Consider the following 23,539-nt stretch of genomic DNA (forward strand, 5'->3'; position numbering starts at 1 on the left):
GTCACTGCTCGTGCAGGAACTCACGGATGGCGTAGCCGACGTGCCGCTGGTCGGTCATCGTGTGCCCGAGGATGCGATCACCGGGCCGCAGTTCGGTGAAGTTGTGCACGCTCGCGCCGGGGCCGAGCGCGCGGACGTGCCAGTCGTCCTGGCCGACCACGTTCACCACGTCGCCGCCCGCGGTGCGGGCCTCGATCTTCAGCATCGGCCGGGTCTCCATCTTGATCCGGCAGACGACCACCCGGCGTACGCCGCCGTCGGTGTTGACCGCCAGGATCTCCGAGCCGCACTGCAGCTCGGACAGGTAGCGGGTGCGGTTGCCCGGCGTCAGGGTGTACGAGCTGAGTGCGGCCGCGTTCACCCGGAACGGGCGGGTCGGCATGTACGGCAGCGGGTGGGTTTCGCTGCTGACCAGCACCAGACCGGTCGCGTACGCGCCGACCAGGATGCCCTCGTTGGGCCGCAGGTGGGAGCAGGTGTCCACGCAGACCCGGTCGCCGAGACCGACGTGCGTCAGCTTGACGACCTCCAACTCCTGCAGGCCCAGCGTCTCGGCCTCGCCCTGGCACACCCGCACCAGCTCGGAGGCGTCGCCGACGCGCCGCGGGGCGAGCAGGACGGCGTCGGAGCCCCGCTCCAGCACCCCGATGGTGACCATCGCGTCCTCGACGTCCTCGACCACGGTCACGATCGAGCCCTTGGCCTTGTCGGCCGCCGCCAGCAGAATCTCCAGCGGGATCTTGCTGGGGTCCTGCTGGAACTCGACGAGGGTCAGGTCCGCCTCGGTCGCGATCCGGCAGGCGAGCTGCAGCGTCTCCTCACCCAGCACGCGGATCAGGACGCCGTGGCGCAGGTCCGGATGGACGTCCGCGAACTTCTCCGCGATGTCGTGCTCGGCGATCAGGATGTCGACCACCTCGACCAGCCGGTCGATCAGCACCGTCGGGGTCTCACCGGTCACGACGGCAGCCTTCTGCAGCGTCGGGGGAACCTTCTGCGCCAGTTCGGGGTCGTCCAACACGACGGTGGCGATGCCGAGGTGTGTGCTCTCCTCGATCACGGCGACGGCGAGGTCGACGGCGAGGCCCCGGAGGTCGATCCATGCAGACTTCACGTTCGTGCCCTTCGGTTGTGGGGGGTTGGCGGTCAGGACGCTGTCGCGGCGGACAGAGTCAGGTCGAGAGAGGTGAGGGACTGCGGCGAGCCGAGTCCGGCGTGCACGCGCCGGGCGACCGAGCGGGCCATCCGCCCGGGGTCCGCGGCGCGGAAGATGTTGCGTCCGGCCGCGACGCCGAGCACGCCGGACTCCATCGCGGAGCCGATGTGGCGGACGAAGGCGTCGGCGTTGCCGAGCACCCCGCCGCCGGCGGTCACGACCGGGATCGGGCTGGCCGCCACCACGCCGCGCATCGTTTCCGGCGATCCGGTGAAGGGCAGCTTGACGATGTCGGCCCCGAGGTCGGCCGCGACGTTGGCGGCGTGGGCCAGCAGGGTGGGGTCGGCCGAGTCGGTGATGCGGGGGCCGCGGGGGTAGACCATGGCGAGCAGCGGGACACCCCACCGCGCGCACTGCTCGGCCACCAGGCCGAGATCGGACAGCTGGGCGGCCTCGGTGTCCGATCCCAGGTTGATGTGGACGCTGACCCCGTCCGCACCCAGCGCCACCGCCTCGGCCACGCTGCTGACCAGGGTCTTCGCGTCCGTGTCGGGGGCGTGCCGGGTGCTGCCGTTGAGGTGCACGATCAGCGCCATCCGGCCGAGTGCCTCGGTCGGCAGGAACCGCACGCGTCCCTTGTGGACGATGATGCCGTCCACGTCGTTGACGGCCAGCGAGGCGATCAGCGAGGCGAAGCCCGCGGCGCTGGACAGCGGACCGTCGGCCAGCGAGTGGTCGAGCGGGACGAGGAAGGTCGTCCCGGACGGCTGGTGCAAGATCCGTTGCTGCCGCAAGCCCTTACCCGACAAGCAGTAGACGTCTGTCATGTCTCATCACCCATTCCAGCTCGGAGCTCATGTCATTTCCACGGACCTGCGCGCGATCAGGCGCTGCGCCAGTTCCTGCCAGATCTGCCCACTCGCCCTCGCGAGCTCGGCGACGAACGGGACGCAGTGCTCCGGCAGGTCACCGATCAGGCGTTCCTGCGTCGGTGCGTCCATCGCGGCCACCTCCAGAACGCTCAGCAGCAGGCGGCCGGACTCCTTGAAGCGCAGTGAGGGGTCGGAGCGCAGGGCACGCAGGATCGTGCCCGTCCGCTCGGCCGCGACCCGGGTCGCCGGGCGGCCGGCGGGTCGCCGGTCGCCGTCCGGCCCGGACGGCGGGACGTGCTGGCGCGGGAGCGTCACCGCCGCCCCGCGGTCGAGTTGCGTGCGGATCGCCCGCACCGTGCCCGGCGACACCCCGGCCGCGGCGCCGACCGTACGCAACGAGCAGGTCGGGTCGCGCATGAGGATTTCCCGTACGCGCTCCCGGCCGGCGGCCCCGCTGACCGGGCGTCGCCGGCCGTCGCGGCCGATCCGGACCTCGACCGCCGGCGCCTGGCACTGCTCGCGCAGCAGGCCGACGGTCTTGGGCGACAGACCCGAGGTCACCGCCACCGCCCGGTTCGACCAGCCCGGGTACTGGTGCAGGATGTGCCGAGCGGCCGCCTTGCGGTCGGCCAGGGACAGCGGCAGCCCGTGCCGTACGTTCAGCCGGACGGCCAGCACGAACGCGTCGGCGTCGTCGCCGTCGAAGTAGCGACCGCGGATCCGCTGTTCCCCGCGCAACTGTGCGGCCCGCACCCGGTGCAGGCCGTCGATCACCCGGCGACTGCTCCGCTGTACGACGATGGGCGGCAGCTCCGCCTGTGACTGCACTTCCGCGAGCACCTTCGCGTGCTCGGCGTCCTTCACGGAGCGCGGAGAACCGGTCAGAACGAGTGTCGCGATCGGGATCCACTCGATGTCACTGCTGACGTCGCCGTCCCGCTCACTGTTGATTGCATCCCCATTTGTCACGTCGTTACTCCTGGGTCAGCTGAGTCCGTCGTGTCCTGCCACCACTCTGCTCGATTCACATACCTTCGGCAAGGTATTTTTCTGGATAAGCTTTCCAGCAGCGAAGATGGCACGATCAACTCGCCGACAATACCTTCTAAGAGGTATGTTTCTGGCAGTGCAAGCGACGAAGGTACCCGGTTGCACAGGCCACCCGACACCGCGGTGACCGCGGGCCGCCGAGCCCGAGTCGCCGGAAGGGGTAACCATGAGCAATGACGTACTGGCCCGGCCCGCCCGCGGCCGGCTGGCAGCGAATCGGAGCCGCCGCATCGAGACGGTGCGGGCCGACCCCGAGCTCGCGGACCGGCTGCCGCTACCCGAGGTGCTCGCCACGACCGCGACACCCGGACTGCGGTTGCCCGAGATCGTCGAACTGACCCTGGCCGGCTACGCCGACCGGCCGGCGCTGGCCGAACGGGCCAGGGAGTTCGTCTCCGTCGCCGGACACACCGAGCTGCGGCGACCGCCCCGGTTCGACAGCATCTCCTACCGCGAACTCAGCCGCCGGCTGCGCGCGGTCGCGGCCGACTGGTACCACCACGCCGACCACCCGTTGCGCCCGGGCGACTTCGTCGCGGTCCTCGGCTTCGCCGGCATCGACTACACCGTCGTCGACCTCGCGGCCGGTCAGGTCGGCGCGGTCGTCGTACCCCTGCACAACACCGCCACCGTGGCCCACATCCGCCACCTGGTCGACGAGACCGCCCCCCGCGTCTTCGCCACGACGACGGAGCGGCTGGACACGGTGCTGGAGGCGCTGGCCGGCACCACGTCCGTCGTCCGGCTGATCGTGTTCGACCACTGCCCCGAGCTCGAGGCGCACACCGAGCGCCTCACGGACGCGCGCCGGCGCCTGACCGAGGCCGCCTCGCCGACGACGGTCGAGGTGCTGTCCGACGTCATCGAACGGGGGACCGCCCTTCGCCCGGCACCGGCCCTGCCGCCGGTCGCCGACACGCGCGACGTACTGTCCGCCCTCATCTACACCTCCGGGAGCACCGGCACCCCGAAGGGCGTCATCTTCCCGGAGTCCACCGTCTCGATGATGTGGCGGCCCGCCGAGCAGCGATACCCGATGATCACGGCCAACTTCCTGCCACAGAGCCATCTCGTCGCCCGGCGACTCGTGATCAAGACGCTCGCGCTGGGCGGCACCGCCTGCTTCGTCGCCGACAGCAACCTCGCGACCCTGCTGGAGGACCTGGCACTGATCCGGCCGACCGAGTTCGCCCTGGTCCCCCGGGTCTGCGAACTGCTGCACCAGAGCTATCAGACCCGGCTGAACCAGCGCGGCGCCGACCAGGCCGAATCGCTGCGCGCGCACTTTCGCGACGTCGTACTCGGCGGGCGCGTCATCCACACACCGTGCGGCTCCGCGCCGCTCGCGCCCGAGCTGGCCGCGTTCATCGAGTCCTGCCTGGAGGTGCCCTTCCTGGACAGCTACGGCACGACCGAGACCGGGCTGGTGATGCTCGACCACCAGGTGCAGCGGGCGTTCGTGCGCGACTACAAGCTCGTCGACGTCCCCGAGCTCGGGTACCGCACCACCGACACCCCCTATCCGCGCGGCGAGTTGCTGGTCCGGAGCGCCCTGATCACCCCCGGCTACTACCGGCGGCCGGACATCACCGCGGCCGCCTTCGACGACGACGGCTACTACCGCACCGGCGACGTCATGGCCGAGGTCGCACCCGACCGGCTGCACTACGTCGACCGGCGCAACAACGTCCTGAAGCTGGCGCAGGGCGAGTTCGTGGCGCTGGCCAGGCTGGAGGCGGCTCTGGTGACCAGCCCTCTGGTGCACCAGATCTACCTCTACGGCAACAGCTCCCGCTCGTACCTGCTCGCCGTCGTGGTGCCGACCCCCGAGGCGCTCGACCGGGCGTCGGACGAGACGGCGCTGAAGGCGGCGATCCACGCGTCGCTGCGGCACGTCGCGGCCCAAGCCGACCTGCAGCCGTACGAGATCCCCCGCGACCTGCTGATCGAGACGGTGCCGTTCAGCCAGGACAACGGCCTGCTGTCCGATTCGACCAAACAGCTGCGCCCACGGTTGAAGGAGCGCTACGGCGAACAGCTGGAGCGACGGTACGCCGCGCTGGCCGAGGAGCAGGTCGACAACCTGCGCGGTCTGCGGCACGACGAGGACCGCCCGGTCGTGGAAACGGTACGCCGGGCCGCGCGGGCGCTGCTGGGCGCGTCCGTGGCCGAGCCGGAGGCCCGGGCGCGGTTCACCGACCTCGGCGGCGACTCGCTGACCGCACTGGCGCTGGCGAACGCCCTCAAGGACATCTTCGGCACCGAGGTCCAGGTGGCGACGATGCTGGGCCCGGCCGGCACCCTGGAGCACATCGCCGCCCGGATCGAGGGCCGGCGCGGCGGCCCGGGCCACCGGGCGACGTTCGCGGGCGTGCACGGGGAAGACGCCACCGAGGTCCGGGCGGCGGACCTCACCCTCGACAAGTTCATCGACCCGGCCACCCTGGACACCGCACCGGCGCTGCCGCCGACGGCCGAGCGCCCGAGCACGGTGCTGCTCACCGGGGCCAACGGCTACCTCGGCCGGCTGCTGTGCCTGGCGTGGTCCCGGCGGCTGGCCCCGACCGGCGGCAAACTCGTCTGCCTGGTGCGCGCGGCCGACGACCGGGCCGCCCGCGCGCGGCTCGAGCAGTCGCTGGACAGCGGCGATCTGGAGCTCAAGCGCGAGTACGCCGAGGCCGTCGGCGCCGGCACCCTGCAGGTGCTGGCCGGTGACGTCAGCGCACCGAACCTGGGGCTGGACGACCGGACCTGGCACCGGCTGGCGGCGACGGTGGACACCGTGGTGCACGCGGCCGCGCTGGTGAACCATGTGCTGCCGTACCGGCAGCTGTTCGAGTCCAACGTGGTCGGTACCGCCGAGGTCGTCCGGTTGGCACTCACCACCCGCCGCAAAGCGATCAGCTTCCTGTCGTCCGTGGCGATGGCGTCGCACGGTGCCGGCAGCCTGGACGAGGACAGCGACGTCAGGGTGGCCGACGCCGTACGGCCGATCGACAGTCGCCACGCGGGCGGCTACGCCACCAGCAAGTGGGCCGGTGAGGTGCTGCTGCGACAGGCGCATGACCGGTACGGGCTGCCGGTCACCGTGTTCCGGTCCGGGATGATCCTGGCGCACCGCCGCTACACCGGGCAGCTCAACGTGCCGGACACGTTCACCCGCCTGCTCCTGAGCCTGATCGTCACCGGTGTCGCGCCGGCGTCGTTCTACCGGGGGGACGCGAGCCGGGCGCACTACGACGGCCTGCCCGGGGACTTCGTCGCCGCCTCGGTGGCCGCCCTCGGCTCCGCCGCGTCCGGGTACCGCACCTTCAGCGTGGTCAATCCGCACGACGACGGCGTCTCCCTGGACACCGTCGTCGACTGGCTGGCCGGCTGCGGTGTCGCCATCCGGCGCATCGACGACTACCGCGAGTGGTACGGGCAGTTCGAGGCGGCGTTGCGGGCCCTGCCGGACCAGCAGCGGCAGAACTCCCTGCTTCCGCTGCTGCACGTCTGGCGAGAGCCCGCGGAACCGCGGAGCGGGTCGGCCTTCCCGTCGTCGCGGTTCCGGGAAGCGGCACCGGACATCCCGCACCTGTCCCGCGCGCTGATCGACAAGTATGTGTCGGACCTGCGACACCTCGGCCTGATCTGACCGGTGGCGGTCCGCTCACCGGCCGGGCAGCACGGGCCAGCCGTGCTGCCCGGCCCACGAGCCCAGGACCGGATCGTCGCCGACCACCCTCGGGTTGCCGACGGCAGTCAGCAGATCCAGGTCGCTGGCGTGGTCGCCGTACGCGAAGCAGTCGGCGGGGCGGACACCGAGACGCCGGAGCAGCCCGGCCGCGGCGTCGGCCTTGGCCGGCCCGATCATCGCAGCGGCCACCGCACCGGTCAGCCGACCGTCGCCGTCGACCTCGAGTTCGGTGCACAGCACTTCGTCGGCGGCCACGTCCGCGGCCAGTGGATCGAGGATGGCCCGGCACGAACCGGAGACCAGCACCACCTGGTCGCCGGCGGCCCGGTGGTCGGCGAGCGCCGCCGCGGTGGCCCGGACGAAGGCCGCGGGGCGGCGCCGGTGCTCCGCGTACCAGCGGCGGCCCGCCTCCGCCAGCGCCTCGTTCGCGACGCCGGCGAACAGCAGGTAGTAGGCGCGGTTGGCGGCGGCCCGGCCCGACCGCCCCGCCACCTCTTCCAGCTCACCGACGGTACGACGGAAGACGCCCTCGGAGTCCGACCAGTACCGCAGGAACTCGACCATGCTCTTGCCGACCAGCAGCGTCTCGTCCACATCGAAGAAGGCCACCCGGCCGGACCGGGCCCGGCTGTTCATCGCTGACTCCCCACAACGTACATTTTCATTGTTTTCTCCTATGTATCGTGAGAAAGAAGGCTTGGTGACTCAGACGCGTGCAGTGCGGACCCGGGCCCTGATACTCACCTCGGCGGCCGAGGAATTCGCTGCCCATGGCTACAACGGCGCGACTCTGCTCGGCGTCGTCGAACGCACCGGGATGACAAAGGGCGCCCTGTACGGGCATTTCTCCTCCAAGGACGAGCTGGCGGCCGTTCTGATCGAGGAAGGCGGCGACGATCTGATCGCGCGCGCGGAACAGAGCGTCGAGGGCCTGCCGGCGCTGGAGGCCCTGCGGGAGGCGGTGTTGCGCATCGCCCGGCAGCTTCGCCGGGACGTCTCCGCCAGGTCCGCGCTGCGCCTGACCGGGGAGGCGCCGCACCTGGATCGGCGCGAGCCCGGGCTCATCATGCGGTTGTCGGTGGTGCTGACCCGCGCCGTGGCCCGGACCCAGCAGGAGAACCATGTTCTCCGCGCGCATTCCCCGCGGGCCGTCGCCCAGCTCCTGATGTCGGTGTTCTTCGAGATCCCCTATCCCGCGCCGGCGGACGACGCGGACGTCGCCCGTCGCTTCGACGATCTGTGGAGCGCCGTGTCCGAATCGCACACCGGCAACCGGGGCTCGGCCTAGGGTGGTCGGTCAGCCGAGCATGGCGGTCGCATAGGCGTCCGCCGCCGAGGCGAACCGCAGCGTGCCGTGGGTGATCGCGACGTGCACCTCTCGCCAGCGCCGTTGTACCGGGTCGTCCTCGGCCAGCCCCAGGCCGGCGCGCGCGGCGAACAGGCGGTCGACCGCACTGACACTCAGCTGGGCGGCGACCGCCGCGTCGCACCGGTTCCGGGCGACGGTCCGCGGATCGACCATGCCCCGGTCGGCGCGGGTGGCGGCGTCCCGCAGCAGCAGGCGAGCGGCCGACACCTCGGACGCCGAGCGGGCGAGCGCCTGCCGGGCGTCCGGATCCCCGGTCAGCCACCCGGTGTCGAGCCCGTCGGCGACCGCGCCGGCGGCGGCGCCCACCACGGGAGCGGCGAACATCACTGCCGCGACCAGCGAGAAGGGTACGCAGTGGCAGCGCGGGCGCCCGGTCTGCCGGACGTCCAGCAGGGCCGGCAGGGTGACGGTGCGGTGCGCGGGCACCAGCAGATCGTCGACCACCACCGTGTTGGTGTCCGTCGCGCGCAGACCGATCGGCCGCCAGGTCTCCCGGACCGTGCAGTCCGCGACCGGAACGGCGAAGATCCGCACCGTCTCGCCGCCGTCGTCCGGCGCCCGGCTGGCGAGCAGCACCCAGTCGGCGAGGCCCACTCCGCTGGCCCGGCACCACTCCCCGCGCAGCCGCCAGCCACCGGGCACCGGTGTGGCCCGGCCCGCCGGCGGCATGACGGCAGCGGAGATCAGGGTGTCCGGGCCGCGGTCCCAGATCTCCTGCTGCGCCGGCTCCGGCAAATAGGCGGCGATCCGCCCGTGCCCGGCGAACAGCGTCGCGCACCACGCGGTCGACGTGCAGGCCGTGCCCACCTCGATCACCGCCTCCACCAGTTCCGCGAAACCCCCCGCGGCCCCGTTCCACCGGCCGGGCACGAAGTGGCGCGCAAAGCCCGCGTCCACCAGGCCGGCCACCGACTCCGCCGGAAGCCCGCGCGCACCGTCCACCGAGGCGGCGTTGCGAGCTGCGACGCCGACCAGCGCGGTCACCTCGAGGTGCTGGCCGGGCCGTACCGCGGTCAGGGTCATCAGTGCTCCCGGCCGGTCGCGTCCGGGACCAGCCGGAGTTCCATCGTGCCCGTGGCGACCTCGTCGCCGTCCTGCTCGGCGGCGATCCGGACCGACCGGCGGTCCACCGGGCAGCCGGGCGCCACCGCGGCGGTGATCCGGATCGGGGTGTCGAACTCGCAGAACTTCGCAAACTGCGCGCTCAGCCCGGTGAGCGCGGGTCGGTGGCCGGCGACCGGCGCGGAGGCCACCAGCGCGGCCTGCCGGAAGGCCTCGAGCAACGCCATGCCGGGTACGTGGTCGACGGAGTGGTCGAGCAGTTCGGCGTTGCCGGGGTCGAGCCGCAGCAGCCAACTGCCCGGATCCGCACCGGCCGCGAGCAGCACGTCCTGTCCGCGGCGCCGGCCGACGGCTTCGGGGGCGAGCGGGTGGCCGACCGGCGGCGGGGGTCCGGAACTCGCGTCCGTGGCCGCCCGAGCCCGGATGGCGTGGTAGATCCGCGCGTCGACCGCCTGCGAGAGCAGGCTGCCATGGCCGCGGACCACGCCGTCGACGATGAACTCGACATCCAGTCGCAGGCAAAGCCGGCGACTGGTGGCCTTGGCCGTGGGGGTACAGACGATCCGCAGGTCGATCGGGAGCCACGACCGCCGGGACGGCGCAGCGGTGCCGGCGAGCCGCAGGGTGAGTTCGCTGAGGACGAACTTGTGGGTCTCAGGCACTCCGTGGAAGCGGTGCTGGATGTAGTAGCCGGCCTGGCGGAAGGCCTCCGCCGCCAGCATCGGATCGGCCCAGCCGAAGTCGGCCGAGTCGTAGAGGTGCTGGTCGCGGGGCAGCATCGCCGTGATGAGGTAGCTGTTCGGCCCGTCGCTGACGCCACCGGTCACCAGCACGCTCTCGGCCGCGGCCCGATGGACCAGAGCGGGGGCCACGGAGCAGGGATCGGGCAGTCCGCCGTGCGCGTCACCGGCCGAGCCCTGAGCCGGTGGAGTCGACGATGGCCGGGCGTGGTGCGCCGTCGGCAGTTGAACACTCATGTCATCTTCCTTCGATCAGTGCCGGTCAGACGGGTCGCCGTCCGGCAAAGGCCGCCGCAAATATACGTCCGGGAAGGTATATTTTTCGGGCCAAGGATAGATGGAACAGAATCTGTAACGGCTTGGCAACAAGGCGAGGAGTTCGTTGCTGGTGACCAAAGGTTATGGTTCGGCCAGATTGCGGGTTTTCCCGTCCGCGCGCCTCCAGCGGCCATAAGTCGAGGACAGTCGGCATCTGTGCGCTGGGGAGGCACTTCCCGAGCCGGCACCGGGCTCGATGCGCGATCGCTCGACTATCAGATGGCGCGAAACATACCTTGGTGGCGGTATCATCTCGTGGTAGCCACTCGAACGGATTGAACTCGTGAGTACAGACACCCCGCGGATCAGCGTTCCGCGTCGCCCGCACTCCTCCGGCCGGCCCCAGCAGGCCCGGTCGGTGCAGACCCGCGACCACATCTTGATCGTGGCGGCCCAGCTGTTCGCCGAGCGTGGCTACCCGTACACCTCGATCACCGAGATCGCCGATCGGGTCGGCATGACCAAGGGCGCGGTGTACTTCCACTTCCGCGACAAGGAAGCCATCGCCGCCGAGATCGTGCGCGAGCTCTACAACCGCTGGCGGGTGCGCATCGACGAGGCGCTCGCCATGCAGGTGTCCCCGCTGGAAACCCTCCAGGCGCTGCTGGACAACGCCGCCGACCGGTTCTTCGAGGACGACATCGTCAAGGCCGGGGCCCGGCTGCAGGCCGACCGCTCCCTGTCGGACACCACGCTGCCCGAGCCCTACGTCGAGTGGATCTCGACGATCGCGACCCTGCTGGCCCGGGCGAAGGGCGCCGGTCAGCTGCGCGACGGCGTGGACCCGGAGTCCAGCGCGTACATCCTCGTGTCGGGGTTCTTCGGGCTGCAGCACTTGTGCGACATCCTCAACCACCGCGACGACATGCCCCGCCGCTGGCAGGAGATGAGCCGCCGGCTGTTCGCCTCGATCGCACGCTCCGCGGAGTAGCGCCACCCCAGGACCCGCTTCGACATCCGCACGCCCGGCGGTCCGCCGGCGGCATCGTGGGTACTTCCGTTGCCGCCGGCCGACCTCGGCGTGGTGTCCGTCGCCGGCTGCCCCGACTGCCTGTCCCCGGCGCCGAGCAAGTGCAGATGCTCCACAGTTGCCCGGCCGACGCGGCCGACCCTTGCGCAAACTACATACCTTCGCGAAGGTATGTAGTAGTGGAACCGCCGCTGTCCTGACCCGGACCGGTGGCCGCGCACTCGTTGTCGCCGCCGCCAATGGTGGTCGGCCGGCGCATCCCCCTCACTCCACTGCTCTGAGCATCGAAGGAGTCCGATGAAATTCGGAGACGATCTGCGGATCAAAACCGCGACCTCGTGGCTACCTCCGGACCACGAGACCGTCGAGGACGCCGTCGCGACGGGCAAGCTGGCCGCCTCGGAAGTGGAGCGGATCGGCGTCGCCCAGCTGTCGGTCTCGTCCCGGTGGTCGGGTCCGGAAATGGCGGTCGAGGCCGCTCGCGCGGCCCTCACCCGGGCGAACTGGGACCCCTCGCGGGTGGGCCTGGTGCTGCAGACCTGGATCTACCACCAGGGCCACGACATGTGGTCGCCACCCCATTTCGTGGCCAGCCAGCTCGGCACGCCGGACGCGCTGGCGTACGCCGTCCAGCAGGGCTGCAACGGCGGCGCCCAGGCGCTGCAGGTGGCCGCGATGCATCTGGCGGCCGATCCGGGGATCGGCGCCGCCCTGATCACCAGCGGCGACCGTTTCCTGCCGCCCGGTTTCGAGCGCTGGAACTGTGACTACGGCCTGGGCTTCGGTGACGGCGGGTCGGCGGCGCTGCTGCACCACGGCGACGGCGAACCCGACGACTGGGCGCTGGTGTCCCTGGCCAGTGCGACCGCCGCCGACCTCGAGCTGATGCTGCGCCACGGCGACGAGTTCAGCCCGACGCCCCTGTGGCACAGCTCCTACATCGACCTGAAGCGACCCAAGAAGTCCTACATGAACGCGTACGGCAAGGAGCGGTTCGGGGAGATCGCCACCACGATGATCCGCAAGGTGGTCGTGGACAGCATCCACGACGCGCGGCTGGAGATCGACGACCCCCGGATCAAGTACATCGCGCTGCCGCGGCTCGGCGACTACCTGCTGGACGGCATCTACCTGCCGGTGCTCAGCGACGCGCTGAAGGCCGAGCAGCTGCGCTTCGGCGCGAAGACCGGTCACCTGGGCTGCGGAGACTTCCTGTCGAACCTGGCCGACCTGCGTGACCACGTTCCGCTGGAGCCGGGCGACGTCGCCCTGGTGGTCAGCGGCGGGGCGGCCTGGACCTGGTCGAGCGCCGTGGTCCAGGTGCCGGAGAGGAGCGAGTGATGGGTCTCGGACTGCTCAGCCTCGGCGGCTACGTGCCGCCGGTGGTCATCGACAACGCACAGATCGCCGGGTGGACCGGTGTGGACGAGAGCTGGATCGTCGCGCGGACCGGGATCCTGGAACGCCGGTACCGCGAACCGGGCACCACCACCTCGGATCTCGCGTTGCGAGCCGCCCGCGAGGCGCTCGCCGGGCATCCCGAAGCGGCGGACCGGCTCGGGCTGATCATCGTCGGCACCTCGACCCCGGACCAGCCGCAGCCGTCCACCGCGGCGATCCTGCAGGACAAGCTCGGGCTGCCCGGCATGGCGGCGTTCGACGTCAACGCGGTGTGCTGCGGCTTCCTGTACGCGCTGGCCGCCGCCGCGTCGATGACGCCGGCCGGCGCCGCCGGACAGCCCGCCGGATATGCCCTGGTCGTCGGTGCGGACGTCTATTCCACACTGATGGACCGCACCGACCGGCGCACGGTCAGCCTGTTCGGCGACGGGGCCGGGGCCGCGCTGCTCGGTCCGGTACCCGACGGTTACGGCATCCTGAGCTGGCGACTGGTCGCCAACGGCGAGCACCGGGATCTGGTCGAGGTGGTCGCGGGCGGCACCCGCCAGCCCATGAACGCCCAGGCCGAGGAGGCGGGCGAGCACCAGTTCCGGATGAAGGGCCGGCCGGTCCTCGAGTACGCGATGCGCACCCTGCCCAAGGTGATCGGCGAGGCGCTGGACGCGGCCGGGCTCCGGCTGGATCAGGTCGACCGCGTGATTCTGCACCAGGGCAACACCCGCATGGTCGAGGAGTGCGGCCGTGAACTGGGCCTCGATCCCTCCCGGGTGCCGCTGACCGCACCGCATTTCGGCAACACGGCCGCGGCGTCGATCCCGCTGACGCTCAGTTCGGAGCACGAGCGCCGCCCGTTCCGGCGTGGCGAGCACGTGGTGCTGGCCGGCGTGGGCGGCGGCATGACCGCGGGCGCCTTCGTCATGCGCTGGTACTGAACCGCCGTCGGATTCCGCGCAAGCACAGCGAGAGGAGAAAGACATGCCGACAGCGACCACGGCGGGACACCGCTACTACGAGCTGTGGGACCCGATGCCCGACGACGTACGCGAGGGTGCCCGGCGCTTCGCCACCGTGCAGGCGCTCAATGAACTGGTGGGGGTGCTCCAGTACGTCGAGTGGCTGGACCGCGCGCCCAGCCACACCAGGCGGCAGATGCTGATGGCGAAGATCCAGGACGAGGTCGGCCACGGTCACGTGGTGGCCCGGGTCGCCGAGGACCTGGGCATGCCCCGCGAACAGATCCTCGTGGACTACCTCGAGGGCCGACTGAAGATCCACAACATCTTCCACTACTCCTTCCAGACCTGGGAGGAACTCGGCCCCGGGCTGCTGCTCACCAACTCGGCCGCGATCCAGCAGTTTCAGTCCCTGGCCAAGGGCGTGTACCTGCCCTACTCCCGGGCGCTGCGCAAGGTCGAGCGCGAGGAGTCGTTCCACTACCAGCACGCGCTGGACCTGACCCACGAGATCCTGACCCACGGCGACGCGACGCAGCGCCGCCGGGTGCAGCAGGGATTCGAGCTCTGGCTGCCGCGCATCCTGGCCTACCTGGGGCCGCCGGACACCGACACGCTGCACGGTAACCGGATGTGGCAGGTCGGCATGAAGCCGGACGGCAACGACGCCGTACGCCAGGCCTGGCTCACCAAGATCATTCCGGTGTTCCGGAAGCTCGGCGTGCACGTCGATCCCTCGCTGGTGAGCCAGGCGCCGTCCGGCGAGTGGCAGTTCGCCCAGCCCGACTGGGCCGCCACCAAGAAGATCATCGCCAACGGCGGCCCGTCGTCGCAGCGCCGACTGGACTACGTCCGCCGCGTTCTCGACCGCAACGCCGGATACCGGCGTGCCCTGAGGGGGGTGGCCTGAATGCCGAAGGTACCGACCGACGACCCCAACATCTACGAGGTCTTCGCCCAGAGCGGCCAGAGCACCGGACTCAACCACGTCGGCTCGCTTGTCTCGCCGCGGCCGGAATTCGCCTGGCACCTGGCCAAGGAGACCTACGGGCGCCGCGACGACCTGGTCAACCTGTGGGTCACGCGCCGCGCCGACCTGATCGTCTCCGAGCCGGCGGACCGCGGCCTGCTCGCCGCCAAGACCCGCATGCCGCACCGCCAGCCCGGCTTCCCCACCGCGCGTCGGCGGGACCGCTCCTCGGCACCCGTCGCGAGCGCCGATCCGCAGGCCGACCGAGCGGTGGCCGACGATCCAGCCGGTCACCGACGCCCGGACGACGAGGCCACGACCGCCCGCCGCGACCTCGGGGCGGCCCGCGGACCCGAGCTCAGTGACCTGTGGCTGGCCCTCGCCGACGACCTGTTCGTCCTCGGCAACCGCCTGGGCGCACACATCACCGACTACATCGACCTGGAGGAGGCCCTCGCCGTCGGGTCGATCGGGCAGGAGGCGGTGGCGCACGCCGGAACGATCCTGCTGTTGTGCGGCTTCGACCAGGCCGCCGTGGACGCCTGGTTCTTCGACCGGCGACACGAGCAGTGGCAGGTGTCGCGGGCCCTCGAACGGGTCCTCGACTGGCCCTCTCTGGTGGCCGGCGGCCTGCTGATCGCCGCGGCCGTCACCGTGCTCGCCGACGAGACCCTGGGACTGGAGCCGGGCGCGGCGCACCTGCCCCCCATCGCCGCCATCCGGCAGGAGCAACAGGTCCATCTGGAGCACTGGCGCCGGCTGGCGCAGGCCCTGACCACCTGGCCCGAGACCGCGGCGGAGTTCGGACTGGTCCACGCCCGGGTGACCGAGTACGGCGGCGACCTGTTCGGCGCCGTACCCCAGGGGATCGCGTCGGGCGCGTTGCCGACCGGCCCGGCCCCGGTCGCCCAGTTGCACGAACGCCTCGCCGCGCTGATCGAGCAGGATGGCGTACCCACCTCGCGCCTGCCGGCGAGCCCGCAGCAGCGCGCCGTGGGCCGGGGCGGGAGCGCTCTGGCCGAGTCGCTCAACCGGGGCCGCTCGGTCCGCGACGGTTACGCCGCCGGGGTGTTCCGGTGACGGCCCCACTGACACCCGACCAGCTCGCCGACGTGGTCGCCGGCGTGAGCGATCCGGAAATCGAGGTGGGCCTGCGCGACCTCGGTGTGCTGCGCTCGGTGTCGCGGGCCGACGGCCGGGTCCAGGTTCACCTGGCCCCGACCCGGCTCGCCTGCCCGGCCCAGGGCGAGATCGCGCGGCGGGTACGCTCCGCGCTCGCCGAGGCCGCCCCGGACGAGGACATCGACATCGTCTGGGAGCGCGGTGCCTGGCAGCCCACCGCCGTCACCGCGAACGGTCGTCAGGCCCTGCGCGACGGCGGATACCGGGTGGCCGGCAGCACCCCGCGGTGCCCGTACTGCGGCGGCGACGACGTCGCCCGCGCCGGCAGCTTCGGCGGTGCGGTGTGCAAGGTCCCGTTCGACTGCCGCGGCTGCGGTTCGCCGTTCGACGTGATCGGCACGGCCGGTTGCCACGCCCTGCTCCCCTACCCCACCGACCGCCCAGGGAGATCGGGATGAGACTCAGCGGCAAGACCGCCGTGATCACCGGCGGGACCCGCGGCCTCGGCCGGGCGATCGCCGAACGCTACCTGCGCGAGGGTGCCCGGGTCGTCTGCGCGGCCCGCAACCCCTACGACATCAAGGAGGTCATCGACCTCGACCCCGACCGCTGCGCGTACCTGCCGGTCGACGTCACCAGCGACCAGTCCGTCGACGCCCTGATGGCCGAGACCGTCGACACGTTCGGCGGCGTCGACATCCTGGTGGCCAACGCGGGCGTGAGCCGGGACGGCCGGGTGGACCGGCTGGCCCTGGACGACTGGCGGGACATGGTTTCCACCAACCTGACCGGAGTCTTCCTGTGCACCCGGGCCGCCGTGCCGTACCTGGAGCGCAGCGACGCCGGCCGGATCGTCACCGTCTCGTCCAGCATGGCCACCCGGGTCGCCGTCGGCGCCGCCGGTTACTGCGCCACCAAGGCCGCGGTGGAGATGTTCACGCGGGTCTCCGCGATCGAGTTGGCGCCCCGCGGCATCCTGGTCAACGCCCTGGCTCCGGGCATCCTCGACGAGGGCATGGGACAACAGGTCACCGCCAACGACCGGATCTGGTCCAAATACCGGACCCGGCTCTCACTCGGCCGGCCCGGTACGGGCGAGGAGGCGGCCGACGCCGCGGTCTTCCTGGCCGGCCCGGAAGCCAGCTACGTCAACGGCCACGTTCTCGAAGTCAACGGGGGGCTGCTGTGGTCCTGACGACCGATTCCGCCGTGCGGGCGGACCGGACCCCCGTACGGCTGGACCTCGACGGCGCGGTGGGCATCCTGCGCCTGGACCGGCCACCGCTCAATGTGCTCGACCGGGCGACCCAGGCGGCCCTGCGCCGGGCCGCCGAGCAGGCCGCGGCCGACAGCCGGGTCCGCGCGGTGGTCGTGTACGGGGGGCCGAAGGCGTTCTCGGCCGGGGCGGACATCAAGGAGATGGCCGCCATGAGCCACGCCGAGATGGTCGCCCACGCAGCCGTCCTCCAGGCCGCCTTCGACGCGGTCGCCGTCATCCCCAAACCGGTGGTGGCCGCGATCACCGGTCCCGCGCTCGGCGGTGGCTGCGAACTCGCGCTCACCGCCGACGCCCGCATCTGCGGCGCCGAGTCGCGGATCGGGCTTCCCGAGATCCTGCTCGGCGTCATCCCCGGCGCCGGTGGCACCCAACGGCTGCCCCGGCTGATCGGGCCGGCCCGCGCCAAGGAACTCATTTTCACCGGCCGCGCGCTCAGCGCCGTCGAGGCGTTGGAGATCGGCCTGGTGGACCAGGTGCAGCCGACCGACCAGGTCCTCGACAGCGCCGTCCGGTGGGCCCGGCGCTTCGAGAACGGCCCGGCCCTGGCCCTGCACGCCGCGAAGACCGCCGTCGACCGGGGTCTGGCGACCGACCTCGCCGCCGGCCTCGCGGTCGAACGGTCGGTATTCGCCGGGCTGTTCGGCACCGAGGACCGGCTGACCGGCATGCGCGGCTTCATCGACGACGGTCCCGGCGCCGCCCGCTTCGCCGGACGGTAGCCGGCCACTCCGACCGCCGGCGGCCGATGCCATCGGCCGCCGGCGGCGGTCACGCGGCGACGTCCCGTCGCGGCATCAACCGGAAACGTTGGCGGCCTAGTCTTCGGACCATGGTGCAGGCGGCGGATCTACGGGTGCGGACGCTCGGCGAGTGCCGGATCGACTCACCCTTGCAAGGGTTGCTCCACCGGCGTGGCACCACCGAGCATTACGTCGACGAGGCGGATCGCGTGCTGTTCGACGACACCCTCGCCATGGTCGGCGAGCGGATCGGCACGCCGCCGTCGTTCGAGCCCAGCGGTCCGCGGCGGCAGATCTTCTTCGACCCGGCGAACATCCGAGTCGGCATCGTGACCTGCGGCGGGCTGTGCCCGGGACTCAACGACGTGATCCGCGGGCTGGTCCTGGAGTTGAACTCGCATTATGGCGTGTCGCGGATCGTCGGGTTCCGCAACGGCTACCGCGGGCTGGTCGCCCGGCACGGGCACGACGTCCTCGACCTGACGCCGGCCGCGGTGCAGCACATCAACGAGCACGGCGGGACCATCCTCGGCACCTCACGCGGCAACCAGGACCCGGCCGAGATCGTCGACCGCCTCGAGCACCTCGGCGTGAACATCCTGTTCGTGATCGGTGGCGACGGCTCGATGCGCGGAGCCCAGCGGATCGCCCAGGAAATCACGTCCCGCGACCGGCGGATCGCGGTGGTCGGCGTGCCGAAGACGATCGACAACGACATCCCGTGGATCGGGCACAGCTTCGGGTTCCAGACCGCGTTCGGCAAGGCGACCGAGTCGATCCGAGCCGCGCACACCGAGGCCACGGCCCAGCCCGGCGGCGTCGGCCTGGTGCAGTTGATGGGCCGGCACTCGGGTTTCATCGCCTGCTACGCGGCCCTGGCCAACAACGACGCCGACTACGTGCTGATCCCCGAGGTGCCGGTCGGTCTGGACGGGTTCCTGCCTCACCTCCGCCGGCGCGTCCGCGAACGCGGGCACGCGCTCGTGGTGGTCGCCGAGGGCGCCGGCCAGGAGTACCTGGCGGCGGACGGCGCGGACGCCTCGGGCAACCGGGTCCTCGGCGACTTCGGCATCTACTTGCGTGGCCGTGTCCTGTCCGACTTCGCGGCGGCCGGACAGGAGATCAACCTCAAGTACATCGACCCGAGCTACGTGATCCGCAGCGTCCCCGCCAACCCGTACGACAGCGTGTATTGCCTGCGTCTCGCCCAGGCGGCGGTGCACGCGGCGATGGCCGGCCGCACCGAGATGGTGGTCGGCAGCTGGCGGAACCGGTTCGTGCACGTGCCGATCCCGCTGGCCGTCGCCTCCAGGAACCAGGTCGACCCCGACGGCGACCTGTGGATGTCCGTGCTGGAGGCCACGGGCCAGCCGACGTCGTTCGCCGTTCCGGACCGCGCCGCGGCGTAGCGGGGTCTCGGCTGACTACGACCCGGGTTCCTCATCGCGGGCATCCGTTCGGGTAGCCCTGCCGTCAGCTCCCGCCGGATCGACGAAATCGTCACTGCGGCACCGCATCTGACTCACCACGACGACGAATGCCTATTTCGATATTGTTTGAATCAGGTAACCGGGTGGAAGAGGCTCTTGATTTTCCAGGTGATCCGACGGCGGGCAGGATCAGGCGGCGAACAGAAAATGATTTAGTCGACGGTACCCGTCAGATCCGGCGGCTTGACACGCATTGATAAGGTTCCGTACGGAAACAAAAGCGCATGCCCGGCGCAATTTTCGGCTCCGGCCGAAACCGCTCCGGATTGCCGCTGAAAATCCGACCCACGGGGAGTCCGAATGAGGAAATTCGCACGAATTGTTCGTCCCGGCCTGGCGGGAATCGCGGCCTCACTGGTGGTCGCACTTCCCCTTGCCGTCGCGTCGCCCGCTCAAGCAGCCACGAAGTGCGGCGCGAAGAAGACGGTTCGAGTCAGCATTCAATATCAAGCCTGCGACTCCAACAACAGCAGCGGGCACAGAGTCGACGGCTTCGCGAAGGTCCAGAACAACCACGGCAGCTCCGTGAAGATCAAGTTCGACGACGGGTTCACCGTCAACGGCGGAAGCATCCAGTGGAGCCCGAACACGCCCGCCTCGGTCACCGTGCCCGCCGGCGCCAGCCAGGTCTCTGACGTGCTGGGCTTCGCGTACTGCCACAGCGGCGACAGCATCGGATTCGTCTTCCGGGTCTGGAACAACGACACCGACTCGTGGGGCGCGACCAGCTACGCCACACCGGTGCCCTGCCCCTGAGACAGGTGGCTCGGTGACCCTTGCTTCCTGAGGCAGCGAGTGGATCCCGGCAGGCGCTGACCTACCGGGATCTTCACCGCCGGTTCGGCCTTCGCGGTCCAGCGATCAGCTGCACCGATGGTCGCAACCACGGTCGATCTCGGCGGTTGTCAACCCCGCGGGCAAGACCTGCCGGGGTGATGTCCGCTTGAGAGGCGTGCACCGCACCAGTTCGATTCGCCACGTTTCCAGGGCGGTGCTGACCTGGGACCTCAGGCCGCGAGGATGGCGGCAAACCTGCGCTGGGCGAGGCCGAGCTGGCCGCGGATGTGGTGTTTCACGTCCGACTCGAGCGGGGTGTCCTCGCGATCAAGCAGTTCGCGGAGTACGGGCACGGCCGCGTCGTATTTTCGCGCGGACTTGAGAACCTTGGGCCCGATCGTATGGATGAGGCCGACGCCGTTGTCGGTGAAGTCGGACAGCTTGATCACCCGCGCCCACGGCTCGACGTCGAGCACCATCGCGAGATGCTCGACGTAGTGTTCGATCCGGTCGACGCCGGCCGGCCGCTCGGGCATCGTCACCGCTTCGACGAGCCGCGCAACCCGCGACCCGAAACGTCCTTCGATGGCCGTGAGCGCTTGCCTGACAGGCGGCGGCCCGTGCTCGGTGATCCCGGCGACCGCCCACGGCTGGTCCTCCACCGCGTCGTGCAGCAATCCGGCCGCCAGCACCTGCGGATCTGTCACCCGGTAGTGGCACAGCATGCGTAAGGCCACCCGCAACACATGATTGACGTACGGCTCCCGTGTGCGGGCCTGATCCGCGTGCAACGTGGCGGCCCACTTGGCCGCCTCGGCGACCGTCACCCTCGGCTCCTCCGGCAGCTGGGCGAGTTCGAGTGTGAGCCGCTGCCGCAGGCCCGGTGTCCCGTGCACCTCGGTGACGGCGTGCAACGGCATGATCCGCAGCTGCGCGATCGAGACCGGATTCTGGTTCCATCCCCGTGTTGTCATACCTTCATGATCGCTTCCGGAAGACTTCGCGGGAACTATGGCTTGGGCCGCTGGCTATAGGGTTGTTCTATGAGTGACATCCGGGTCTCCTCCGATGCCCTCGCCGCGTTCGCGGCGTTCGCCGACAGCCTCAACCTCACCCGGGCGGCCGAACAGCTGCACATCAGCCAGCCGGCGCTGCACTCGAAACTGGCCACCCTGTCCCGCGAGTTCGGGCTGTCGCTGTACGAACGTATCGGTAACCGCCTCGAGCTCACGCCGGGCGGGGAGAACGTCGCTCGGTACGCCCGCGAGCATCAGCAACGCCTGGAGGCATTCCTCACCGAGTTGCACGGCGTACCCGCCGACCGGCCGTTGGTGACCGCCGCCGGGCACACCGCCTATCTGTATCTACTCGGACCGACGATCCGCCGGATGCTCGCCGAACGCCCCGGAAGTCTGCGCCCGCTACACACCGACCGGACCGAGATGCAGACCGCGGTCCGCACCGGCCGCGCCCACCTCGGCATCTCCAACCTGCATGTCCTGCCCACCGACCTGACCGCCGTCCCGATCGCGAGCTACCCGCAGATGCTGCTCATGCCCGAGTCCCACCGGCTGGCCAACAAGAAAGCCGTACGCCTGAAGGATCTGGCCGGCAGCGACCTGATCGTCCCGCCGCCCGCCCGGCCCCACCGCATCAGCCTGGAACGCGCCCTCACCGACGCCGAGGTCGCCTGGAACATCGCGGTGGAGGCCGAGGGGCTACCCATGACTCTCGACTTCGCCACGCTCGGCGTAGGGCTCGCCGTCGTCGCCGGTTGTGTCACGCCGGCGCCCGGACTCACCGTCCGACCCATCACCGACCTGCCCGTAGTCACCTTCCACGCGGTCCACCGACCCGGCGCCCTGGACGATCCCCGCGTCTGCGCCCTGCTGGACACGATCCGCAACGACATCCGCTCACAACCAAGCCGAGTGTCCTCGGCCATCGAGGTTCGTCCCTCGTGCCAGCGCTCGGCCCGGCCAAGCAGGGAGACCCGATGAATACCGAGCCGCAGGCGGCAACATGGTCCGGCATCGCCGACTGGTACGACAACCTGCTCCAGTCCGGCAGCGGTCCCCACGAACTCGCGGTGCAAACCCTCCTGCGACTGTCGGCAACCGCGCCCGACGCCGACGTCCTGGACATCGCCTGCGGCCAAGGGCACGCGAGCCGAGCACTGGCACGAGCCGGAGCGCGTTCGGTCACCGGCGCCGATCTGGCACCGGAAATGATCGCAGCCGCACGCCGCCACGAAGCCGACGAACCGCTGGGAATCGAATACCTCGTCGAGGACGCCGCCACGCTGCACGCACTGCCCGACGCGGCATTCGACCTCGTGACATGCCAACTCGGCCTGATGGACATCCCCGATCTGACCGCCACACTCACCGCTGTGCACCGGGTCCTGCGGCCCGCCGGCGCGTTCGTGTTCGTCATCGGACACCCCTGCTTCCTGGCACCCGACGCGCGAACCATCACGACCGCCGACGGCCGACCGGCCCGGCTCATCACCGACTACCTGCACGAGCGGTTCTGGACCTCACGAAACCCCCGAGGCGTCCGCCGGGCCGGTAACCACCACCGCACCCTGGCGACCTACCTCAACTCCATCCTGACCGGTGGCTTCACCCTCGAACTCGTCAAAGAACCGACAGCCGGAACGCTGCTGGCACAACAGCAACCCGTCTATCGCGCAATCCCCATCTTCTTCGCCGCACGAGCACGCAAAACCCACTGACCACCACCACGGCCGTCGCACGACCATCGCCGCTCGTCACACCGAGGCGGACAAAGCCGAGTGGCAAGAACCCCGCCTCGCCGGCGAGGACCCGCTCACCACGGGACCGGACCGTCGTCCTGCAAGAACACGCCGGTCGGGCCGGCCGGCACGGTTGCCAGGTGTACGGCGATCGCGGCGCCCTGCTCGGCGGTCCGCTCCAACGACAGGCCCAGCGCGGCGGTGAAGTCCGTGGCCGTTGCGCCAGGCGCCACGGCGTTGACCGCGATCCCGTCGGCGGCCAGGGCCTTGGCGTACAGCACGGTGAGCATGTTCAGCGCCGCCTTCGACGCCGGGTAGGCGAGCGCGACCCCCGTCGAGGCGAACGCATGGCCCGGGTCGGACTGCCAGGTCAGCGACCCGGTGCCGCTGGAGACATTGATGACGCGGGCGCCGTCCGCCTTGCGCAGCAGCGGCAAGAACGCCTCGGTGAGCCGAACCACGCCGAACAGGTTCGTGTCGAACACCGTACGCATGACCGCCAGGTCCACGTCGCCGGCGAGCTGACCCACCCCGCCGCCGGCGATGCCCGCATTGTTGACCAGGATGTCGAGCCGTCCGTACCACTGCTGCACGTGAGCGACAGCGTCGCGCACCGAGCCGTCATCGGTCACGTCGAGCGGCACCGCCCGGCCGCCGAGACGCTGTGCCGTCCGCTCGCCGGAGGCGGCGTCGCGCGCCCCGACGACCACGGTCATGCCGCGCTCGGCCAGCCCCTGCGCGATCGCCGCGCCGATACCCCGGTTGGCCCCGGTCACCAGGGCGATCCTCGTTGTTGACATGCCCCTATCCGAGCAGGGTGGCGGGACTCGTGT

At 70.8% G+C, this 23,539-nt stretch carries 22 protein-coding genes; 14 read left to right on the plus strand and 8 right to left on the minus strand.

The annotated features are described in order from the left end of the window. Position 1: 1 nt before the first annotated feature. Genes Afe05nite_RS24535 through Afe05nite_RS24545 form a run of 3 tightly spaced genes read right to left on the minus strand, consistent with a single transcriptional unit; the run spans position 2 to position 2,997 of the window. The gene (locus Afe05nite_RS24535) at positions 2–1,114 is read right to left on the minus strand and encodes a 3-dehydroquinate synthase II family protein (protein WP_203819541.1); all 1,113 of its coding nucleotides are present in this window, start codon (positions 1,112–1,114) and stop codon (positions 2–4) included. 32 nt (positions 1,115–1,146) lie between these two features. Next, positions 1,147–1,983 carry a 2-amino-3,7-dideoxy-D-threo-hept-6-ulosonate synthase gene (locus Afe05nite_RS24540; protein WP_203819542.1) on the minus strand — a complete coding sequence of 279 codons (837 nt, stop codon included), beginning with the start codon at positions 1,981–1,983 and terminating at the stop codon, positions 1,147–1,149. 27 nt (positions 1,984–2,010) lie between these two features. Then, on the minus strand, positions 2,011–2,997 hold the full coding sequence (locus Afe05nite_RS24545) for a ParB/RepB/Spo0J family partition protein (protein WP_203819543.1): 987 nt from the start codon (positions 2,995–2,997) through the stop codon (positions 2,011–2,013). Positions 2,998–3,244: 247 nt separating this feature from the next. Here Afe05nite_RS24545 and car point away from each other — a divergent pair, with 247 nt between their 5' ends. Then, positions 3,245–6,715 (plus strand): carboxylic acid reductase, encoded by a 3,471-nt coding sequence (gene car, locus Afe05nite_RS24550; RefSeq protein WP_203819544.1) that lies wholly within the window; start codon positions 3,245–3,247, stop codon positions 6,713–6,715. A 15-nt stretch (positions 6,716–6,730) separates the two neighbouring features. On the opposite strand, the gene Afe05nite_RS24555 is transcribed toward car, so the two are convergent. Next, on the minus strand, positions 6,731–7,393 hold the full coding sequence (locus Afe05nite_RS24555; protein WP_203819545.1) for an HAD family hydrolase: 663 nt from the start codon (positions 7,391–7,393) through the stop codon (positions 6,731–6,733). Between the two features lie 64 nt (positions 7,394–7,457). On the opposite strand from Afe05nite_RS24555, the gene Afe05nite_RS24560 reads away from it, so the two are divergent. Further along, a complete protein-coding gene (locus tag Afe05nite_RS24560) occupies positions 7,458–8,045 on the plus strand; it encodes a TetR family transcriptional regulator (RefSeq protein WP_203819546.1) in 588 nt (195 codons plus the stop codon). A gap of 9 nt (positions 8,046–8,054) precedes the next feature. On the opposite strand, the gene Afe05nite_RS24565 is transcribed toward Afe05nite_RS24560, so the two are convergent. Further along, positions 8,055–9,149 carry an acyl-CoA dehydrogenase family protein gene (locus Afe05nite_RS24565; protein ID WP_203819547.1) on the minus strand — a complete coding sequence of 365 codons (1,095 nt, stop codon included), beginning with the start codon at positions 9,147–9,149 and terminating at the stop codon, positions 8,055–8,057. Next, a complete protein-coding gene (locus Afe05nite_RS24570; protein WP_203819548.1) occupies positions 9,149–10,165 on the minus strand; it encodes a ScbA/BarX family gamma-butyrolactone biosynthesis protein in 1,017 nt (338 codons plus the stop codon). The genes Afe05nite_RS24565 and Afe05nite_RS24570 overlap by 1 nt, the downstream gene beginning before the upstream one ends. 364 nt (positions 10,166–10,529) lie before the next feature. Between Afe05nite_RS24570 and Afe05nite_RS24575 the strand changes: the two genes are divergently transcribed. From Afe05nite_RS24575 to Afe05nite_RS24620, 10 genes are all read left to right on the plus strand, one after another. Beyond that, positions 10,530–11,177, plus strand: a complete 648-nt coding sequence (locus Afe05nite_RS24575; protein WP_203819549.1) for a ScbR family autoregulator-binding transcription factor — start codon at positions 10,530–10,532, stop codon at positions 11,175–11,177. Between the two features lie 336 nt (positions 11,178–11,513). Then, complete coding sequence (locus Afe05nite_RS24580) at positions 11,514–12,557, plus strand: ketoacyl-ACP synthase III family protein (protein WP_203819550.1); 1,044 nt, start codon at positions 11,514–11,516, stop codon at positions 12,555–12,557. Next, a complete protein-coding gene (locus tag Afe05nite_RS24585; RefSeq protein ID WP_203819551.1) occupies positions 12,557–13,549 on the plus strand; it encodes a 3-oxoacyl-ACP synthase III family protein in 993 nt (330 codons plus the stop codon). The genes Afe05nite_RS24580 and Afe05nite_RS24585 overlap by 1 nt, the downstream gene beginning before the upstream one ends. 43 nt (positions 13,550–13,592) lie before the next feature. Further along, positions 13,593–14,480, plus strand: a complete 888-nt coding sequence (locus Afe05nite_RS24590; protein WP_203819552.1) for a Phenylacetic acid catabolic protein — start codon at positions 13,593–13,595, stop codon at positions 14,478–14,480. Beyond that, the gene (locus Afe05nite_RS24595; RefSeq protein WP_203819553.1) at positions 14,481–15,620 is read left to right on the plus strand and encodes a hypothetical protein; all 1,140 of its coding nucleotides are present in this window, start codon (positions 14,481–14,483) and stop codon (positions 15,618–15,620) included. Next, positions 15,617–16,120 (plus strand): iron-sulfur cluster assembly protein, encoded by a 504-nt coding sequence (locus Afe05nite_RS24600; RefSeq protein ID WP_203819554.1) that lies wholly within the window; start codon positions 15,617–15,619, stop codon positions 16,118–16,120. The genes Afe05nite_RS24595 and Afe05nite_RS24600 overlap by 4 nt, the downstream gene beginning before the upstream one ends. After that, positions 16,117–16,857: an SDR family NAD(P)-dependent oxidoreductase gene (locus Afe05nite_RS24605; protein ID WP_203819555.1), complete on the plus strand. Its 741-nt coding sequence runs from the start codon at positions 16,117–16,119 to the stop codon at positions 16,855–16,857. Before Afe05nite_RS24600 ends, Afe05nite_RS24605 begins: the two co-directional genes overlap by 4 nt. After that, positions 16,848–17,660 (plus strand): enoyl-CoA hydratase/isomerase family protein, encoded by an 813-nt coding sequence (locus Afe05nite_RS24610; protein ID WP_239118166.1) that lies wholly within the window; start codon positions 16,848–16,850, stop codon positions 17,658–17,660. The genes Afe05nite_RS24605 and Afe05nite_RS24610 overlap by 10 nt, the downstream gene beginning before the upstream one ends. 110 nt (positions 17,661–17,770) lie before the next feature. Further along, positions 17,771–19,090 carry an ATP-dependent 6-phosphofructokinase gene (locus Afe05nite_RS24615; RefSeq protein WP_203819556.1) on the plus strand — a complete coding sequence of 440 codons (1,320 nt, stop codon included), beginning with the start codon at positions 17,771–17,773 and terminating at the stop codon, positions 19,088–19,090. Positions 19,091–19,471: 381 nt separating this feature from the next. Further along, the gene (locus Afe05nite_RS24620) at positions 19,472–19,927 is read left to right on the plus strand and encodes a hypothetical protein (protein WP_203819557.1); all 456 of its coding nucleotides are present in this window, start codon (positions 19,472–19,474) and stop codon (positions 19,925–19,927) included. Between the two features lie 251 nt (positions 19,928–20,178). Here the strand turns inward: Afe05nite_RS24620 and Afe05nite_RS24625 are convergent, their stop codons facing one another. Continuing rightward, positions 20,179–20,775 (minus strand): HD domain-containing protein, encoded by a 597-nt coding sequence (locus Afe05nite_RS24625; RefSeq protein WP_307835648.1) that lies wholly within the window; start codon positions 20,773–20,775, stop codon positions 20,179–20,181. Positions 20,776–20,991: 216 nt separating this feature from the next. Here Afe05nite_RS24625 and Afe05nite_RS24630 point away from each other — a divergent pair, with 216 nt between their 5' ends. Together Afe05nite_RS24630 and Afe05nite_RS24635 are read left to right on the plus strand one after the other, a co-directional pair. After that, entirely contained in the window at positions 20,992–21,948 is a 957-nt protein-coding gene (locus Afe05nite_RS24630) for a LysR family transcriptional regulator (RefSeq protein ID WP_203819558.1), read from the plus strand. After that, on the plus strand, positions 21,945–22,685 hold the full coding sequence (locus Afe05nite_RS24635; RefSeq protein WP_203819559.1) for a class I SAM-dependent methyltransferase: 741 nt from the start codon (positions 21,945–21,947) through the stop codon (positions 22,683–22,685). The genes Afe05nite_RS24630 and Afe05nite_RS24635 overlap by 4 nt, the downstream gene beginning before the upstream one ends. A gap of 95 nt (positions 22,686–22,780) precedes the next feature. Here Afe05nite_RS24635 and Afe05nite_RS24640 read toward each other — a convergent pair whose 3' ends face one another. Next, a complete protein-coding gene (locus Afe05nite_RS24640; protein WP_203819560.1) occupies positions 22,781–23,506 on the minus strand; it encodes an SDR family NAD(P)-dependent oxidoreductase in 726 nt (241 codons plus the stop codon). Positions 23,507–23,539: the final 33 nt, after the last annotated feature.

Origin of the sequence: Paractinoplanes ferrugineus (assembly GCF_016862195.1) — a bacterium.
Lineage (GTDB): Bacteria > Actinomycetota > Actinomycetes > Mycobacteriales > Micromonosporaceae > Actinoplanes > Actinoplanes ferrugineus.

What these genes read in the sequence shown, in the direction of transcription:
- Afe05nite_RS24630 (WP_203819558.1), top strand. Translation starts at nt 20,992, where the DNA reads ATGAGTGACATCCGGGTCTCCTCCGATGCCCTCGCCGCGTTCGCGGCG.
- Afe05nite_RS24580 (WP_203819550.1), top strand. Translation starts at nt 11,514, where the DNA reads ATGAAATTCGGAGACGATCTGCGGATCAAAACCGCGACCTCGTGGCTA.
- Afe05nite_RS24585 (WP_203819551.1), top strand. Translation starts at nt 12,557, where the DNA reads ATGGGTCTCGGACTGCTCAGCCTCGGCGGCTACGTGCCGCCGGTGGTC.
- Afe05nite_RS24615 (WP_203819556.1), top strand. Translation starts at nt 17,771, where the DNA reads ATGGTGCAGGCGGCGGATCTACGGGTGCGGACGCTCGGCGAGTGCCGG.
- Afe05nite_RS24640 (WP_203819560.1), bottom strand. Translation starts at nt 23,506, where the DNA reads ATGTCAACAACGAGGATCGCCCTGGTGACCGGGGCCAACCGGGGTATC.
- Afe05nite_RS24540 (WP_203819542.1), bottom strand. Translation starts at nt 1,983, where the DNA reads ATGACAGACGTCTACTGCTTGTCGGGTAAGGGCTTGCGGCAGCAACGG.
- Afe05nite_RS24590 (WP_203819552.1), top strand. Translation starts at nt 13,593, where the DNA reads ATGCCGACAGCGACCACGGCGGGACACCGCTACTACGAGCTGTGGGAC.
- Afe05nite_RS24605 (WP_203819555.1), top strand. Translation starts at nt 16,117, where the DNA reads ATGAGACTCAGCGGCAAGACCGCCGTGATCACCGGCGGGACCCGCGGC.
- Afe05nite_RS24635 (WP_203819559.1), top strand. Translation starts at nt 21,945, where the DNA reads ATGAATACCGAGCCGCAGGCGGCAACATGGTCCGGCATCGCCGACTGG.
- Afe05nite_RS24570 (WP_203819548.1), bottom strand. Translation starts at nt 10,165, where the DNA reads ATGAGTGTTCAACTGCCGACGGCGCACCACGCCCGGCCATCGTCGACT.
- Afe05nite_RS24620 (WP_203819557.1), top strand. Translation starts at nt 19,472, where the DNA reads ATGAGGAAATTCGCACGAATTGTTCGTCCCGGCCTGGCGGGAATCGCG.
- Afe05nite_RS24595 (WP_203819553.1), top strand. Translation starts at nt 14,481, where the DNA reads ATGCCGAAGGTACCGACCGACGACCCCAACATCTACGAGGTCTTCGCC.
- car (WP_203819544.1), top strand. Translation starts at nt 3,245, where the DNA reads ATGAGCAATGACGTACTGGCCCGGCCCGCCCGCGGCCGGCTGGCAGCG.
- Afe05nite_RS24565 (WP_203819547.1), bottom strand. Translation starts at nt 9,149, where the DNA reads ATGACCCTGACCGCGGTACGGCCCGGCCAGCACCTCGAGGTGACCGCG.
- Afe05nite_RS24555 (WP_203819545.1), bottom strand. Translation starts at nt 7,393, where the DNA reads ATGAACAGCCGGGCCCGGTCCGGCCGGGTGGCCTTCTTCGATGTGGAC.